Origin of the sequence: Verrucosispora sp. WMMA2121, assembly GCF_027460185.1 — a bacterium.
GTDB lineage: Bacteria > Actinomycetota > Actinomycetes > Mycobacteriales > Micromonosporaceae > Micromonospora > Micromonospora palythoicola.
This window is the reverse complement of the sequence record NZ_JAPZBH010000004.1, coordinates 1,493,408-1,510,048: the sequence shown is the minus strand read 5'-3', so window position 1 is coordinate 1,510,048 and position 16,641 is coordinate 1,493,408. Positions and strand designations below refer to the sequence as shown.

Sequence of the window (16,641 nt, the reverse complement as noted above, 5' to 3'; positions counted from 1 at the left end):
CCATCGCCATCGCCACCGCCGCCCGGTTGGCGATCATCGGCCGGCCGGTGGCCTGACCACCTCAGGGGCGGCGGGTCCAGGTCCAGGCGTACCCGTCGTCCTCGCACTCCGTCGCGGCGTCGCAGAGGTCGAGCGGGCGGAAGGTGTCGACCATGACCGCCAGCTCGTCGAAGAAGTCCACGCCGATGGCGCGTTCCGCCGCGCCGGGCTGCGGTCCGTGGGTGAAGCCGGACGGGTGCAGCGAGATGGAGCCCTGCTCGATGCCGGAGCCGCGCCGCGCCTCGTAGTTGCCTCCGGTGTAGAAGAGCATCTCGTCGGAGTCGACGTTGTGGTGGTGGTACGGCACCGGGATGGCGTCCGGGTGGTAGTCGACCTTGCGGGGCACGAACGAGCAGATCACGAAGTTCGGGCCGGCGAAGGTCTGGTGCACCGGCGGCGGCTGGTGGATCCGGCCGGTGATCGGCTCGAAGTCGTGGATGGAGAACGCCCACGGGTAGAGGTGCCCGTCCCACCCGACCACATCGAACGGGTGGTTGGCGTAGACATGTCGCGTCCACCCGCGCCGGTGGCGCACCAGCACCTCCACGTCGGTGCCGTCGACCAGCAGCGGGGTGTCCGGCCCCCGGACGTCGCGCTCGCAGTACGGCGAGTGTTCCAGGAACTGACCGCGTACGGAGAGGTAGCGCTTGGGTGGGCCGATGTGCCCGGACGCCTCCACGGCGAGCAGGCGGGTGGGGGTGTCACCGGTGGGCACCAGCCGGTGCACCGTCGAGGTCGGGATGATCACGTAGTCGCCGGCCACCGCGTCGAGCACGCCGAACGTGGACTCGACCCGCAGGGTGCCGGCCTCGACGTAGAGGCAATGGTCGCCGGTGGCGTCGCGGAATAGTGGCGAGGGACGGTCGGCCAGGACGTAGGCGATCCGCACGTCGTCGTTGGCGAGCAGGTACCGCCGGCCGAGGACCGGGTCCGCGCCGGTTCCGTCGAGCTTGTGGGTCCGCAGGTGCCGGGGCTTGAGCGGCAGGTTCGGCATCCGCGTCACGGCCGGCGGGGTGAACTCCTCGGCGGCGACGATCGCGGTCGGGGCGTACCGGTGGTAGAGCAGGGACGAGTCGGAGGAGAAGCCCTCCTGCCCCATCAGCTCCTCGGTGTAGAGGCTGCCGTCCGGCTGCCGGAACTGGGTGTGGCGCTTGCGTGGCAGCTCGCCGACGCTGCGGTAGTACGGCATCTCGCCCTCCCGGTCCGCTGTCCGTCCGATAATCGGACGCTGTTGTCCGCTTCTTGAAGCGTCCCGTACATTGTTGTCTCGTGTCAACGCAGCTGCCCACTCTTGTCGCCGGCCTGGTCGACGACGCCGCCGTCTTCCCGCCGGGCAGCGCGCCGCTGCCCGACGCCGTGGCGGCGCACCGGCGGCACCGTGCCGCGTGGTACGCCGACCTGGTCGGCCCGCTGCTGCTGCCCGCCTCGGCGATCACGGCGGGCGAGCTGAGCGGTCTGGTCGACCCCGGGGAGGGCTTCGCCGTCGGGCTGATCGGTGACACCGGTCTCGACCGACTGCCGTTCGCGCTGTCGTTGCTGCCCCCGCTCGGGGTGACGGCCCGACAGGTCGAGGTGCCCGTCGCGCGGCGGGGCGAGGATCCGCAACCTGGACTGACCGAGCTGGTGAAGCTGGCCGAGCGGCTGGACGGCGTCCCCGTCTACGCGGAGGTGCCGCTCACCTTCGGTTTGATGGGTGCCCTGGACTCGCTCGCCGACGCCCGTGCCCGGGGGATGTCGGTCGCCGCCAAGTTCCGCACCGGCGGACTGGCCGCCGAGCTGTTCTCGACGCCCGCCGAGCTGGCCGCCGTGATCTGCGCCTGCCGGGACCGGGAGCTGCCGTTCAAGCTGACCGCCGGGCTGCACCACGCGGTGCGGCACGTCGACCCGGAGACCGGCTTCACCCACCACGGGTTCGGCAACGTGCTCGCCGCGACCCTGGCCGCCGCCGAGGGCGCGACCGTCGCTGCCGTCGCCGAGCTGCTCACCGTGCGCGACGAGCGCCCGCTGGTGCAGGCGGTCGACGGCCGGCACGACGCGGCGCGCCCGCTGTGGGTGGGGTTCGGCTCGTGCAGCATCGTGGAACCACTTACCGATCTGATCCGGCTCGGGCTGGTGAACGGAGGCTTCGAGGCATGAGCGAGAGTCAGCCAGCGAGCTGGGTGCCGGGCGCGGCGGGTTCCGGGTACGGGGTACACCACCTGCCGTACGGGGTGTTCCGGGTGGGCGACGACGAGCCGCGCATCGGCGTACGCGTCGGAGATCTCGTCCTGGACCTGGCCGGCGCGGAGGCCGCGGACCTGGTGCTGGCCGGCGGCGCGCTGGGCCTTCCGACGCTCAACGCGTTCCTGGCGCTCGGTCGTCCGCAGTGGACCTCGGTGCGGGATCGGATCACCGAGCTGCTGACCGACCCGGCGCACCGGGCGGCGGTAGAGCCGCTGCTGGTGCCGGTGGACGAGGTGCGGATGGAGCTGCCCTTCGAGGTGGCCGACTACGTCGACTTCTACTCCTCGGAACACCACGCGTCCAACGTCGGCCTCATCTTCCGTCCCGGCCAGCCGCCGCTGCTGCCGAACTGGAAGCATCTGCCGATCGGCTACCACGGCCGGGCCGGCACGGTCGTGGTCTCCGGCACCCCCGTGGTGCGTCCACAGGGACAGCGACCCAGCTCGGACGGTCCGACGTTCGGCCCGTCCGCGCGGCTGGACATCGAGGCCGAGGTCGGGTTCGTGGTCGGGGTGCCGAGCCCGCTCGGCCGCCGGGTGGCCGCCGCCGACTTCGCCGACCACGTCTTCGGCGTGGTGCTCGTCAACGACTGGTCGGCACGGGACATCCAGGCGTGGGAATACCAGCCGCTTGGGCCGTTCCTGGGCAAGTCGTTCGCCACCTCGGTCGCCGCCTGGGTCACTCCGCTGGACGCGCTACGGGACGCGTTCGTCGCCGGCCCGACGCAGGACCCGCCGGTGGCCGACTACCTGCGCGACGAACCGCACCAAGGGCTGGATCTGCGGCTGAAGGTGCTCTGGAACGGGGAGCCGGTCAGCGAGCCGCCCTTCGCCGACATGTACTGGACCCCCGCCCAGCAGTTGGCGCACCTGACCGTCAACGGCGCCTCGCTGCGCACCGGCGACCTCTACGCCTCCGGTACCGTCTCCGGCCCTCGACGCGACCAGGTCGGCTCGTTCCTGGAACTCAGCTGGGGCGGCACCGAACCGGTCTCCGTGGGCGGGACGGAGCGCACCTTCCTGGCCGACGGCGACACGGTGACGATCACCGCCACCGCACCGGGCCCGGACGGCACCACCCTCACGTTGGGCGAGGTCACGGGCACCGTCCTGCCAGCGAACTGACCTGAACCCGACAGCTGTCCTTGATCGCACAGCGGGTGCGATCAAGGACCGTCACCGTCTTCGTTGATCGCCTCGGAATTCCGTCGCCATGCCGCGCCGGGCCGGCCGGTGCCCCCCTTTTCCGGTCGGCCCGGTCCCGGGTGGCGCAACGTCGAGACTGAGGGAGATGACGACGATGCACGATCTCGTGGACGCGGTCTGGCGGACCAGCAGCCGCTCCAACGACCAGGGTCTCTGCGTGGAGGTGGCCGACAACCTGGCCGCCGTCCGCGGTGTGGTGGGCATCCGCGACTCGAAGGACCAGACCGGGCCGGTGCTCGTGGTGAGCCCGCCGGGCTGGACCGCGTTCGTCGACGCGATCCGGGACGGCCGGTTCGTCGGCTGATGCCAGCAGCAGGGGGTCTCCGGCGGAGGATTCTCCGTACGGGGACCCCGAGCCACGCTCACGCCGCGTACCGTCGGTGCCACGGGAGGTGGCATGTCGACCGTTGCGGTCAACGGCGTGGTCGCGGCATCCGCGGCCGATCTGTGGCGGGTGCTCACCGACCTGTCCCGCCCCAGGTACGGTGACCGGCCCGTGCGACTGCTGACACCGGGTACGTTCGGCCCGGGTACGTCCTGGCGGGAGATCCGCAGTCGACCGGGCGGCGGCACGATGGCCGAGGAGTACGTCGTGCTGGCCGCCGAGCCGCCCCGGCGGCTGGTGCTCGGCTCGGCCGGTGACGGCGTCGACTACCGGATCACCTGGACGCTACGGGACATCCACCGTCGCGGGCGTCGCTACGCCTCCGTGACGGTGACGGTGCGGGCTCAGCCGGCCGCGGTTACCGGCCGCGCGCTGGCACTGTTGCTCGGCGGGTTGGCGGTGCGAGCCGCGGAGCGGGTGCTGCGGCAGGACATCGCCGCCCTGGCCGCCGCAGCCAGTGCCCGCCACGCCGACGTCGCCTGACCCGGCGCGCCGCGCGCCTCCGTAACGCCCGGACCCGCGCGGGCGGGGCGGCTCGGGGGCGGGGGCGAGCCCGGAGGCGGCTGGGTAGGGTGCCGTGCGGAGGTGCGGCATGGGGTGGGCGGCGGGTCGTCGGCGGGTCGTGGCGGCGGTGGCGGCGGTGGCTGTCGCCGCGGCGACCGGGGTCATCGCGTACCGGGTCCTGGCGCCGGCGGAGGTGAGCACCCCTGCTCGGGACGACTACCCGGCGCGGAGCATGCCTGACCCGGGGGTGACCGGTCGCCTGCCGGTCGCTCCGCTGATCGTCGACGGTCGGCTCCGGGTGTACGCCGCCCCTCGGCAGGTGTACGCCGACCAACCGGTCGACAGCCGCAGCCGACGTACGCCGTACTGGTCCTTCCGACGCTGGCCGGCGAGCCTGGACGCGGTGGTGGCGAGCGGGACGACCGTGGTGAGCCGGTGGTCGGACGGGCAACTCGTGGCGATCGACGCGCGTACCGGTCGGGTCGCCTGGCGGGCGGCGGGGCCGGAGCCGGCGGCGGAGCGGGTGGCCCGACGCACCGGCACGGCCGTGGTCTGGCGGCCGAGCGGGTTAGCGGTGAGCCGGACCACCGAGGGCCGTCACGTGGTCGTCAGCTCCGGCGACGGTGCGGTCCAGGCGGTCGACCTGGCCGATGGCGGACAGCTGTGGCGGGCGGCGGTGCGCTCCGGCTGCCGGGAGCCGGTGGGTGCCGGCTCGGGTGGTCGGCTGCTGACCGTGGACGACTGCGACGGGCCGGCGGTGGTCGAGTTCCGGGACACCGCGACCGGCGTGGTGACGGCCAGGTGGCGACCGCCGGACGCCGGTGACGAGCTGACCGCCGGGCTGCTCGGCTGCCGGCCGGACGGTGACGGCTGTGCCGCGCTGCGCACCGCCCGCCCCGGCGACGGGCCCGCCCAGGGTTGGTTGCTCGGCCCGGACGATCCGGTCCAGGTGCCGGCGCTCGACGGCCCGGGCACCGAACTGGTCGACGGGACGGCGGTGAGCCTGGTCGACGGGGTGCTCGTCGGCGAGGCCGTGCCCGGTGGCGTGGAACGCTGGCGGGTCGAGGTCGGCCCGGGGCGGTTGATCGCGGTCCAGCCCGGCCGGGTGCACGTGCTGACCGAGGCGAACGAGCTCGTCACGCTGGACCCGGCCACCGGTGCGCGGCTGTCCGGCTTCGTCCTCGACATCGGTTCCGACGGCACCGGCTGGGTGCCAGGCGACGCGTACGCGGCCGACGGCTTCGTGGTGGTGGAGCGGCTGCGCCAGCCGGTGGACCCCGACGCCGACGACCAGCGGTACTACCTCACCGCCGAATCGTTGATCGTCGCCGCGACGTGAGCGACAGCGACAACCATCAGCTCGACAAAACGGACATAAGTTACTTATAGTCTCACCGTGCGTCTTTTGGCAGCCCTGGTGGGCGTGATCGTCGTCCTCGTCGCCGCCGCTCCGGCGGAGGCCGCCGCCCCGTCCGGGCGGAGTGTCCAGTTGGCCAGGACCGAGGGAGTGGACATCACTGTGCCGGCCGCGGTCAACCTCGGCACTGCCTTCACCGGCGGGGTGTTGATCGGGCCGATGGGACGGGTCGAGGTGAGGGATTCCCGCGGCCCGGTCAACCCGAACACCTGGGTGGCGACGGTCTCCGCCACGATCTTCACCACCGGTGGGGGTGGGGCGCAGCGGACCATCTCCAACGCCTCGGTCTTCTACTGGTCCGGGCCGGCGGTGCAGAGCACCGGTGGCGGCACGCTGGTGCCCGGGCAGCTCACCCAGGCGCAGGCGGTGGCGCTGAACGTGACCCGGGAGGCGTTCCGCAAGACCTCCGGCAACGGCAACAACCGGGTCGCCTGGAACCCGAGCCTGCGGATCGTCGTGCCGACCGGCATCGTCGCCGGCACCTACACGGGCACGATCACCCACTCTGTCGCCTGATGGGTTATTTGTCCAAAATCTCCCTCTGCGTGCCGACCGCGCGCTCTAGCTTCGTCGACATGAGGAAGCCACTTCTTACCCTGACTGCCGCCGCGGCCGCCGTGGTGGCCCTGGCGGCACCCGCCGCCGCCGCACCGTCCGGCGACACCATCGTGACCTTCACGGTCTCCACCGCCAACCTGGACATCACCGTCCCACCGGCGGTGAACCTGGGGGCCGCCTTCGCCGGCTCCACCATCACCGGCGAACTCGGCAACGTCACGGTCACCGACAGCCGGTCGGCGCTGACCGCCACCTGGACGGCGACGGTGAGCACGACCGCCTTCACCACCGGCGGCGGCACACCGGAGGAGACGATCCTGCCGAACCTGGTCGAGTACTGGTCCGGCGGTGCCATCGCGACGACCGGTACCGGCACCTTCGTGCCCGGCCAGCCCACCCAGGCCGACGCGGTGGTCCTGAACGTGCCGAGGGTCGCCTTCTCGAAGACCTCCGGCTCCGGCAACAACTCCGCGACCTGGGCACCGGACATCCGGATCACCATTCCGGGTGGCGCGGTCGGCGGCACCTACACGGGGGTGATCACCCATTCGGTGGCATGACCGCGTCAGCGCCCTAGCCCTGGCCGTGACCGTCCTGGTCACGGCCGGGGTGCCGGCGTCGACCGCAGCCGGGGCGGTGCCGGTGCCCCGGGCGGTGACGCGCGCCGAACCGGCCCCGCCCGATGTCGTCGACCTGCCGGCGGCCGATCGCCGGGACGGCCGATCCAAGCCGCCGCAGCCGAGCGGCAGTGCCTCGCCGAGTCCCAGCGGCCCTGACGTGTCGGTCGGGGTGCGCCTGCTCGACGCACCGGTGAACCGCCGCGACGACTCCCGGGCGCACAAGTACATCGTCGACCACGTCAAGCCCGGCACCACGATCAAGCGGCGCATCATGGTCAAGAACTCCTCGGAGATCCACCGCAAGGTCGCGCTCTACGCCGCCGCGGCGGCGGTGACGAAGAAGGGCTTCGTCATCGCGCCGGACCGGACCGAGAACGAGCTGAGCAGCTGGATCCGGGTCGAGCCCGGCGAGGAGGCGCTGGCCGCCGGCGAGGAGGTGGAGGCGCTGGTCACCATCCGGGTGCCGCGCGCCGCCGAGGCCGGCGAGCGGTACGCGGTGGTCTGGGCCGAGATCTCGGGCACGGACGGCCAGCAGATCCGCAATGTCGGTCGCGCCGGCATCCGGGTCTACCTGTCGGTGGGTCCGGGCGGGGAGCCGCCGTCCGGCTTCGAGATCGGGCCGCTGAGCGGCCTGCGCGAGCCCGACGGCACGCCGATCGTCACCGCCGACGTGCGCAACACCGGCAAGCGGGCGCTCGACCTGGCCGGCGAACTCCGGCTCGCCGACGGGCCGGGCGGACTGTCCACCGATCCGGTCCGGGTCGAGGCCGCGACGCTGCCCCTGGGTGGCAGCACCACCGTCCGCGTCGCGCTGGACTCCCGCCTGCCCGACGGGCCCTGGTCGGCCAAGCTCGACCTGGCCAGCGGCTGGACCAAGCGCAGCGCCAGCGGCACGGTCAGCTTCGGCGGCGTGACCGTCCCGGCGGCGGCGAGCGCCGACCGGTCGAGCGCGGTGCTGGCCGGCGGACTTGTCGCCTCCGGGCTGGTGCTGGCGCTGCTGTTCGGCCTCGCCTACCGGCGGCGGTCGCACCAGCGGGAGCCGGTGCCGCAGGGGTAGGAGACTCCGGGCCGGTCCGCTGGGGGATGGCGGACCGGCCCGGTACGGCTCTCGGCGGGCCGGTCCGGTGGCCACCTCCGGCTCTCCGGTGCGCCCAGCGGCGGGCCCGGCTCAGCCCAGGGCGGCCTCGGCGGCCGCCAGGAAGGCGTCGTTCTCGGTCGGGGTGCCGATGGTGACCCGCACCCCGTCACCGGGGAACGGACGGACGATCACACCCCGCGACTCGCACGCCTTGCCGAACTCCACCGCCCGGTCACCGAGTGGCAGCCAGACGAAGTTGGCCTGGCTGGCCGGCACGCCGGGGACGAGCTTGGCCAACGCCTCGCCGACGCGCTCGCGTTCGGCCACCACCAGCGCGCACCGCCGGCGTACCTCGTCGGCCTGGGCCAACGCCGCCAGCGCGCCCGCCTGGGCGGCCATGCTCGTGGAGAACGGCGTGACGACCTTGCGGACCGCCGCCGCCACCTGCGGCTGGGCGACCAGGAAGCCGATCCGCAGACCGGCCAGGCCCCACGCCTTGGACAGGGTCCGCAGCACCGCGACGTTCGGCCGGTCGGCGTAGTCCAGGCCGTCCGGCACCTCCGGGTCGGTGACGAACTCGCGGTACGCCTCGTCGATCACCACCAGCACGTCGTCGGGTACGGCGTCGAGGAAGCGGTCCAGCTCCGCTCGGCGTACCGCGGTGCCGGTCGGATTGTTGGGATTGCAGACCAGGATCATCCGGGTGCGGTCGGTCACCGCCGCGGCCATCGCCGCCAGGTCGTGCCCGTGCCCGGCGTCGTTGGGCACCTGCACGCTTGTCGCGCCGCTGGTCGCCGCGATGATCGGGTACGCCTCGAACGAGCGCCACGAGTAGACGAGCTCGTCGCCGGGCAGGCAGGTGGCGCGGACCAGGTGCTCGGCCAGCGCCACCGAACCGCAGCCGGTCGCCACCCGGTCGACGTCCACCCCGTACCGCTCGGCGAGCGCCTGGCGGAGCGCGACCACGCCCATGTCCGGGTAGCGGTGCACGCCGGCGACCGCCTCGGCCACCGCCTCCACCACCCCGGGCAGCGGGCCGTACGGCACCTCGTTGCTGGCCAGCTTGATCGCCTCGGGCAGGCCCAGCTCGCGGGCCAGGTCGGCCGGGCTGCGGCCGGGCACGTAGTTGGGCAGCGCGTCCAGGTCGGCGCGGGTCAGCCGCACCGCCGCCTGGTCTCGTCCGTCGGTCATGAGGTCTCTCCCGGGGGGTTGGCGCGGTCGTCGGGGGTACGCGGAAGCTGAACCACCACGGTCTGCGCCCGCTTGTCGTGCAGCGCCTGCCGTAGCGGATGGTCGAACAGCGGTGAGAGCGCGTCGATCAGTTGGAGCAGCAGGCCGAGGCCGCAGCAGTACCAGAGCAGCGTGGGCAGGCCGAGAGTGTTCCAACGGCGCAGCGCCCGGCCGAAGCCCAGCGGCGCGTCCGCCTCGACCGGCACCGCCCGGACCCGTAGCAGCCGCTTGCCGAAGGTCTGCCCGCTGGCGGCCATCGACGGCACCTCGTACGCCAGCCAGAGCGCGGTGGCGATGAGCAGGATCGTCACCACCAGCGCGCCGGCCTGATCGCCGGCGGCGGGCAGCGGGTCGGTGGTGCGGTCCTGGGACTGCACCCGGCGCCAGAACTCGTCCAGCGGTGCGGAGAGTTCCTGCAGGTAGCGCCAGACGAACCAGCCGTTGACCAGGGCGTTGAGCAGGACGACGACGCCGAAGTCGATCAGCCGGGCCGCCAGCCGGGCGCCGAACGAGGCCAGCGGCAGGCCGTGCGGGCGAGGGGCCGGCGGACGTCCCGGCCAGGTCGGGTACGGCCAGCCGGGCGGTGGCCCCTGCGGCGGGTTCCCGCTCGGCCAGGTCGGTGGCGTGCCCGGCTGCCCCTGCCCGCCGGACCAACCCGGCGTCCCGTCAGCCGGCCGGCCGGTCGACGGGCCGGGCGGCCAGGTGGTCGGCGGGGTGCCGGCGGAGGGCAGGTCGGGTGCCGACGGCACCGTGACGGACGCCGGGGAGGTCGGCTCCGGTGTCGGCTCGGGCTCGGGCGGGGGTGGGCCCTCGGGTGGCGTGGCGTCCACGGGGATGGGCGCGCCGATCCAGCCCTCGCCGTCCCAGTACCTGCGGGTCTCCGGGTCGGCGGGGTCGACGTACCAACCGGGTGCCACGCTCACGGCGCGGCCTCACTGCGCTCAGTCACCTCGACACCTTAACGACGACGGTCCCGGCGAATTTGTCGTGGAGGCACTGCTGCCAGGGCTTGTCCCACAACTGCCAGAGGCCGTCGACGTAACTGCCACCCGGCACCAGGGATCCGCCGACGAACTGCACGAGGTACCGCTTGCCGGCCATCCGACGGTCGAGGGTGCGGGTCGGGTCGAGGGAGACCACCCGCAGCTTCATCACCTTCTTGCCGACGGTCTGCCCGGTGCGCTTCAGGTACTCGACGTGGTAGAGCCAGTAGATCGCCAGCATCAGCACGAACAGCCCGGCCTGGAGCAGCAGCATCGGCAACACGAGGTTGGTGAACACCGTGACGGAATCCGGTTCGACGAGTGTGCCGTCCGGGTTGGTCTGGCTGACGGTGGCGACCAGCCCAAGCCAGATGATCACGAAGACCGGCACGAAGAACACGATGAGGACCCCGGTCGCGATGGCCGTGTCGATCAGGTACGCCAGCAGTCGGTCACCGAAGTTCGCCAGCGGCTGCCCGCCCGGACCCAGCACCGGCGGTGGCGGCCCGGCAGCCCAGCCGGGCGGTGGCGGCCCGGCCACCCAGGGCGGCTGGGGTGCGTACCCCTGCGGACCCGGCTGTCCCGGCGGCGGCTGGGTGGGCGGGGTCCATTGAGCCGGAACCGGGGGTGGGTTGGTGGACGGCGTGACACCGCCGGCCGGTGGTTCGCCGGCCGGCGGTGTCGGGGGCGGGGGAGGCTGGGTCACGCTCGACAGTGTTACAGGTTGCCGCGCTTCTCCTGCTCCCGCTCGATGGCCTCGAAGAGTGCCTTGAAGTTGCCCTTGCCGAAGCCGAGCGAGCCGTGCCGCTCGATCAGCTCGAAGAAGACGGTCGGCCGGTCCTGGACCGGCTTGGTGAAGATCTGCAGCAGGTAGCCGTCCTCGTCCCGGTCGACCAGGATCTTGCGCGACTTGAGTTCCTCGATGGGTACGCGTACCTCGCCGATGCGGGCGCGCAGCTCCGGGTCGTCGTAGTACGAGTCCGGGGTCTCCAGGAAGTCGACGCCGGCCGCCCGCATCGCGTCCACGCTGGCCAGGATGTCGTTGGTGGCCACGGCGATGTGCTGGGCACCGGGGCCCCGGTAGAACTCCAGGTACTCGTCGATCTGCGACTTCTTCTTGGCGATGGCCGGCTCGTTGAGCGGGAACTTCACCTTGCGGGTGCCGTTCGCGACGACCTTGCTCATCAGCGCCGAGTAGTCGGTGGCGATGTCGTCACCGATGAACTCGGCCATGTTGGTGAAGCCCATGACGCGGCGGTAGAACTCGACCCACTCGTCCATCCGGCCCAGCTCGACGTTGCCGACCACGTGGTCGACGGCCTGGAAGAAGCGCTTCGGCTGGATACCGGCGTCGATCATCGGCTGCCGGTCCACGATCGGGCCGCGGGCGACGAAGCCGGGCAGGAACGGACCGGTGTAGCGGGACCGGTCGACGAGCGTGTGCCGGGTGTCGCCGTACGCGTCGATGACCGCGAAGCGGACCGTGCCGTGCTCGTCGGTCAGGTCGGTCGGCTCGGTCCGGCCGTTGGCGCCCTGCTGGACGGCGTGCGAGTAGGCCGCGTCGACGTCCGGCACCTCCAGCGCGATGTCGATCACGCCGTCGCTGTGCTTCGTCACGTGTTCGGCGCCGGGCGCGTCGGGGCGTACCGCGCCGGTCAGGACGAAACGGGCGGAACCGCTGGTCAGCACGTACTCGGCGTAGTCCCGGTAACCCTGCTCCGGCCCCCGGTACGCCACGCAGGTCATGCCGAACGCCGTGGAGTAGTAGTGCGCCGCCTGCTTGGCGTTGCCCACCATGAAGTGCACGTAGTCGAGGCCCTTGACCGGGAACGGGTCCTTGCTGGTGTCGTGGTCGACGGCGCCGACGAGAGCGTCGACGTCCACCTCCTCGGTCGGCTGGGGTCGGTCGATCGCCTGGGTCATGGTGGCCTCCCTCGCGTACCGGCCGGCCTGGTGGGCCGACGGGATCGTGTGCTGTGTGCCGAGCATCGCGGGGACCGGCCGCACTGGGCAACCCTCACGACGTACGCTGGTCAGGTTGCACAAACGGTATGGTCCTCACGCATGAACACTGGTCAGATTGCTCAGCTTGACGAACTGGACGTGCGACTCATCGAACTGCTCGCCGAGGAACCCCGGATCGGCGTGCTGGAGTGCTCGCGCCGGCTCCGGGTCGCCCGGGGGACCGTCCAGGCGCGGCTCGACAAGCTGGTCGGTCGGGGGGTCATCGCCGGGTTCGGACCGGACCTCGGCCCGGCCGCGCTGGGCTTCACGGTGACCAGCTTCGTCACCCTGGAGATCAGCCAGCGGCACGGGCACGACCCGGTCACCCGGCACCTGGCGGCGATCCCCGAGGTGCTGGAGGCACACACCATCACCGGCTCGGGCGACCTGCTCTGCCGGATCGTGGCCCGCTCGAACACCGACCTCCAGCGGGTGATCGACCAGATCGTGGCGTACGAGGGGATCACCCGCGCCTCCACGATCATCGCGCTCGCCGAGCAGATCCCCTACCGGGTCCTGCCACTGCTGCGCTCGGCGGTGCGGTGAGCCCGGTCAGTTCTCCGCGAGCGTGTCGCCGAGGGGAGTGCGGCGGTAGCGGACGGACCGGCCGGAGCGGACCCGGGTGATCAGGCCCGCGTCGCGCAGCACCGACAGGTGGTCGCCGACGCCGCCCAGGCTCATCCCGAGCTGCCCGACGAGCTGGCTGGTGGTGGCGGGCACGGCGAGCGCCCGTAGCACCGCCGCGCGGGACCGCCCGACCAGCCGGTCCAGCGCGTCCTCGGGCCGGCCCGGGTCGGGCGGGCCGAGCAGCTCGGCCACTCCGGAGGCCCGGTAGACGATCGCGAACGGCCATGGCGGCTCGACGTAGTTGATCATCATGCCGAAGACCGTGGGGATGAAGAGCAGGCCCCGGCCGTCCAGCGAGTAGCTGCGGGGGTCGCGGTCGGCCACCTCGATCGCGCCGAGGCCGCCGCCGGAGACCCAGCGCAGCCGCGGGTCCAGGTCCGCCACGGCGGCCCCCCAGCCGTACGCGAGCAGGCGGCCCGCGCGATGTACCAGGTCCCGTTCCAGCACCGCCCGCAGTCGCGGCCAGTCCGGCTGCACCAGGGCGGTCCAGGACGCCTCGATCGCGTCGGCCACCCGGTCCACGACGTCCGGCGCGTCGTAGATGCGGCGGGCGTACGCCGGTGGGGTGGGCAGTCCGACGAGATTGCGGGACAACTCGGCACGGGCCTGCCCGAGCGGCGTGGCCCGGACCACGGCCAGCTCGTCGGCGAAGGTGCGACCGGTGCCGGCGGGCGGCGGCTGGATGAAGTCGGCGTTGTAGCCGCCCCGGCGCAGCAGCGCCATCAGCGCGCCCACCGCCGGGCAGTCCCGGCGCAGCCGCTCGAACACCGGTCGGGTACGGGCCACCCAGGGCGCCAGCCCCGGCACGGCGTGTTGGCCGGTGTGCAGCCGCAGCGCCCAGACCGCCTCGCCCAGCGGCGAGATGGCGTACCGGCTGGCCGCCACGTCCGCCGGGGTGACCTCGATCCGCATCGTCCGACCTTTCGTTCTCCAGCGAAAGGATAGTGGGCTCCGGTGCGGGCCCACGAGGCTGGCTGGCGTGAACGACACACGCACGGGCGGGCCGGCCCTGGCCGACCGGCCAGCCACGTTCCGGGACGTCTTCGCCGTCGCCGAGTTCCGGGTGATCTTCGCCAGCTACGGGATCTTCATGATCGGCGAGACGGTGAAGATGCTCGCCCTCTCCGTGCTGGTGTACGAGCGCACCGGCTCCGGTCTGCTGGCCGCGCTCGCGTACGTCACCGGGTTCCTGCCGCACGCGCTGGGTGGGCTGTTCCTGCTGGCCCTGGCCGACCGGTGGCCCGCCCGCGCGGTGATCGTCGGCTACGACCTGGTGCGGCTGGCCACGGTGGCGGTGCTCGCCACCGGTGTGCTCGCCCCGTCGGCGATGCTCGGCCTGGTCGCCGTCGTGGCCCTCTTCGGTCCGGTCAGCAGCGCGTCCCGCACCGCGTTGTTGCCCGATATGCTGCATGGCGACCGGTACGTGCTGGGTCGTTCGCTGCTCACCGTGGCCGCCGGGGGTACGCAGGTGGCCGGTTTCGCCGTCGGTGGTCTGCTGCTCGGGCTGGTCGGCCCGTACGGCGCGCTCTGGTTGACCGCGGTGACCTGTGGTTTCTCCGCCCTGCTGGTGCGGTTCGGGTTGACTCCTCGTCCCGCCCGCGTCGGCCGGACGGGCGGCGGCCCGAGAACCGGCGCGTTCCGGGAGACCCTGCGGGTAAACCGGCAGCTCCTGGCGGATCGTCGGATCCGTGGCCTGCTGCTCGCCCAGTGGCTGCCCGGCTCGCTGCTGGTCGGCGCCGAGGGAGTGGCGGTGCCGTACGCGGCCGACCTCGGCCCGGGCGCCAGCGCCGGCGTCCTGCTGATGGCCGGTGCGGGCGGCATGCTCGTCGGTGACCTGCTGGTGGGGCGGTTCGTGGCACCGGCCCGGCGGGAACGTCTGACGCCGTGGCTCGCGCTGCTGCTGGGCGTACCCATGCTGGTGTTTCTGGCCCGGCCGGCGCTGCTGCCGGCGGCGGCCCTGTTCGCGGTGGCGACCGCGGGGTTCGCCTACCAGCTCGGGCTGGCCCGGCGGTTCCTCGACGCGGTACCCGAGGCGCGTCGGGGGCAGGCGTTCGGACTGGTCAACACCGGCATGATGGCGGCGCAGGGGTTGGCCGCCGCCGGGGCCGGCGCGCTCAGCGAGGTGCTCTCCCCGGGGGTGGTGATGGCCGGCGCGGGGGCCGCCTCGGCGATCGCGACGCTGCTCCTGTGGCCGATCCTCGCGGTGCCGGCGGTGCGGCCAACGCGATCTTCCCGGCGCGACACGCGGGGTGGTGCGGGCGGTGGCGAGCATGGCTGGCTACCGTGTCCCGGTGGCGAAGGGGAGCGGCCTCGGCGTACGTAGCTGGCTGCTGCTCGGCCTGATCACGGTGGTGGTGCTCGCCGCTACCGGAGTCTGGAACCCGTTCCCCACCATGTGGGACTGGGTCAACCGTCCCCAACCGATCTCCCAGCCGGACGTGGTCTGGCAGCAACGTATCGGTGGCACCCCGCGCAGCGTCACCATCGCCGGGCAGAGCGTCGTGATCGAGCAGCGCACCCGGGTGGAGGCCCGCAGCCTTGCCGCCGGCACGCAGCTGTGGGAGCGCAAGGCCGACTGGAGCGCGGTCACCGGCGCCGGGCAGGAAGCCGTCGTCGTCGTGGGCAAGCTACTGGTCAAGGGGTACGAGGTGCTCGACCCCGGCACCGGGGTGACCCGCCGCCGCGACGACGACGCGGTGGCCGTCTGGACCTACCGCAACCTGCTGCTGGACGCCCGCTGCGTGGCGGCCACCGACTGCACGCTGAGTGCCTGGGACCCGCGCGGCACGACTCCGCTGTGGACCGCCTTCCTGCCCGGAGTCAGCACCGGCCTGCTCGCCGACAACCCGAATCTGCTCGACACCCGGCGACTCGGCGGCAACCGGATCGACGGCGAGGTGGCCGGCCCGGAGGCGGTGCCGCCGCTGCTCGGCTTCCCGGTCGACGGCCGGGTGCACGTGGTGGACACCGCCACCGGCCGGGTGCTCCAGAACGTCGAACCCGGTCGGGAGGAGCGGCTCGCCGTGGTCGGCGGGCGCCTGCTGCGGATCACCGCCCGGTCGCAGGACGGTAGCTGCTACTACGCCATCTCCGGTCGGGACTCGGCCACCGGCCAGGAGGCGTGGCAGCAGTCGGGACTCAACCTCCGCACCGCCGACAGCGCCGGTTGCGTGCAGCGGGAGGACCCGTACGGCGCCCGCAACGTGCTGCTCGGCGTGTCACCCGACGGCCGGGAGGCGGTCCTCGACGCGTACGACGGTCGGTTGTTGCTGGTCACCGCGAACGGCGAACGGGTGCTCGCCGTCGACGACCGGTACGCGCTGGTCCGCACCGCCGACGGTGGCGCCGTCTCCGCCCGTGAACTCGGCGCCGAGCGCACCCGGTGGCAGCGGCCGGCGGGAAAGAAGGCGGATGCCGCCCTCACCCCGTACGCGGCGATCGTCGCCGACGAGAAGCCGAACCGGCTGGTCGCGCTCGATCCGCGTACCGGGCGGGAACTGGCCGTGCTGCGTACCTCGGCGAACGCCCTCGCCGTGGGCCCCGCCGGCATGGTGATCGGGGAGGGCCGGGAGATCGGGTACGTCCGCTTCGGCGCGACAGCCGGCGGCACGCCGGGCGAGGCCGACGGGGCCGACCCGGGGCCCGCCGGCAGCGGTTCGGTGCCGCAGCCGCAGGACAGTTGCGGTCCGAAGAACGAGCTGTGCGCCGCACCTGACCCCGGCAAATGATCCGGCCCCCCGGTGGGTGGGAAGGACCAGACCCTCTGCC

Annotated in this window: 17 protein-coding genes; 11 read left to right on the top strand and 6 right to left on the bottom strand. The window is 72.9% G+C overall.

Annotated elements, in window-relative coordinates:
- Positions 1-61: 61 nt before the first annotated feature.
- The gene (locus tag O7605_RS07710) at positions 62-1,228 is read right to left on the bottom strand and encodes a homogentisate 1,2-dioxygenase (protein WP_269738528.1); all 1,167 of its coding nucleotides are present in this window, start codon (positions 1,226-1,228) and stop codon (positions 62-64) included.
- 80 nt (positions 1,229-1,308) lie between these two features.
- On the opposite strand from O7605_RS07710, the gene O7605_RS07705 reads away from it, so the two are divergent.
- The 8 genes from O7605_RS07705 (at position 1,309) to O7605_RS07670 (ending at position 8,008) form a co-directional block, all read left to right on the top strand.
- Positions 1,309-2,175, top strand: a complete 867-nt coding sequence (locus O7605_RS07705) for a hypothetical protein (protein WP_269738527.1) — start codon at positions 1,309-1,311, stop codon at positions 2,173-2,175.
- A complete protein-coding gene (gene fahA / locus O7605_RS07700) occupies positions 2,172-3,386 on the top strand; it encodes a fumarylacetoacetase (protein ID WP_269738526.1) in 1,215 nt (404 codons plus the stop codon). The genes O7605_RS07705 and fahA overlap by 4 nt, the downstream gene beginning before the upstream one ends.
- A 175-nt stretch (positions 3,387-3,561) precedes the next feature.
- Complete coding sequence (locus tag O7605_RS07695; protein WP_164448677.1) at positions 3,562-3,771, top strand: DUF397 domain-containing protein; 210 nt, start codon at positions 3,562-3,564, stop codon at positions 3,769-3,771.
- Between the two features lie 93 nt (positions 3,772-3,864).
- A complete protein-coding gene (locus tag O7605_RS07690) occupies positions 3,865-4,335 on the top strand; it encodes an SRPBCC family protein (RefSeq protein ID WP_269738525.1) in 471 nt (156 codons plus the stop codon).
- Between the two features lie 109 nt (positions 4,336-4,444).
- Entirely contained in the window at positions 4,445-5,695 is a 1,251-nt protein-coding gene (locus O7605_RS07685) for a PQQ-binding-like beta-propeller repeat protein (protein WP_269738524.1), read from the top strand.
- Positions 5,696-5,752: 57 nt separating this feature from the next.
- Positions 5,753-6,289: a hypothetical protein gene (locus O7605_RS07680; protein ID WP_269738523.1), complete on the top strand. Its 537-nt coding sequence runs from the start codon at positions 5,753-5,755 to the stop codon at positions 6,287-6,289.
- Between the two features lie 59 nt (positions 6,290-6,348).
- Positions 6,349-6,891 (top strand): hypothetical protein, encoded by a 543-nt coding sequence (locus O7605_RS07675; protein ID WP_269738522.1) that lies wholly within the window; start codon positions 6,349-6,351, stop codon positions 6,889-6,891.
- A gap of 25 nt (positions 6,892-6,916) precedes the next feature.
- Entirely contained in the window at positions 6,917-8,008 is a 1,092-nt protein-coding gene (locus tag O7605_RS07670) for a hypothetical protein (protein ID WP_269738521.1), read from the top strand.
- Between the two features lie 111 nt (positions 8,009-8,119).
- Here the strand turns inward: O7605_RS07670 and hisC are convergent, their stop codons facing one another.
- Genes hisC through hppD form a run of 4 tightly spaced genes read right to left on the bottom strand, consistent with a single transcriptional unit; the run spans position 8,120 to position 12,165 of the window.
- The gene (hisC, locus tag O7605_RS07665) at positions 8,120-9,220 is read right to left on the bottom strand and encodes a histidinol-phosphate transaminase (protein WP_269738520.1); all 1,101 of its coding nucleotides are present in this window, start codon (positions 9,218-9,220) and stop codon (positions 8,120-8,122) included.
- Entirely contained in the window at positions 9,217-10,182 is a 966-nt protein-coding gene (locus tag O7605_RS07660; protein ID WP_269738519.1) for an RDD family protein, read from the bottom strand. Before O7605_RS07660 ends, hisC begins: the two co-directional genes overlap by 4 nt.
- A 22-nt stretch (positions 10,183-10,204) precedes the next feature.
- Positions 10,205-10,948, bottom strand: coding sequence for an RDD family protein (locus O7605_RS07655; RefSeq protein WP_269738518.1), 744 nt, complete (start codon positions 10,946-10,948; stop codon positions 10,205-10,207).
- A gap of 11 nt (positions 10,949-10,959) precedes the next feature.
- Complete coding sequence (gene hppD / locus O7605_RS07650; protein WP_164448590.1) at positions 10,960-12,165, bottom strand: 4-hydroxyphenylpyruvate dioxygenase; 1,206 nt, start codon at positions 12,163-12,165, stop codon at positions 10,960-10,962.
- A 141-nt stretch (positions 12,166-12,306) separates the two neighbouring features.
- On the opposite strand from hppD, the gene O7605_RS07645 reads away from it, so the two are divergent.
- Complete coding sequence (locus O7605_RS07645; RefSeq protein ID WP_210824960.1) at positions 12,307-12,792, top strand: Lrp/AsnC family transcriptional regulator; 486 nt, start codon at positions 12,307-12,309, stop codon at positions 12,790-12,792.
- Positions 12,793-12,798: 6 nt separating this feature from the next.
- Here the strand turns inward: O7605_RS07645 and O7605_RS07640 are convergent, their stop codons facing one another.
- On the bottom strand, positions 12,799-13,785 hold the full coding sequence (locus tag O7605_RS07640; RefSeq protein ID WP_269738517.1) for an ArsR/SmtB family transcription factor: 987 nt from the start codon (positions 13,783-13,785) through the stop codon (positions 12,799-12,801).
- 97 nt (positions 13,786-13,882) lie between these two features.
- On the opposite strand from O7605_RS07640, the gene O7605_RS07635 reads away from it, so the two are divergent.
- Positions 13,883-15,196 carry an MFS transporter gene (locus tag O7605_RS07635; protein ID WP_443083904.1) on the top strand — a complete coding sequence of 438 codons (1,314 nt, stop codon included), beginning with the start codon at positions 13,883-13,885 and terminating at the stop codon, positions 15,194-15,196.
- Positions 15,144-16,601 carry an outer membrane protein assembly factor BamB family protein gene (locus O7605_RS07630; RefSeq protein WP_269738515.1) on the top strand — a complete coding sequence of 486 codons (1,458 nt, stop codon included), beginning with the start codon at positions 15,144-15,146 and terminating at the stop codon, positions 16,599-16,601. The genes O7605_RS07635 and O7605_RS07630 overlap by 53 nt, the downstream gene beginning before the upstream one ends.
- Positions 16,602-16,641: the final 40 nt, after the last annotated feature.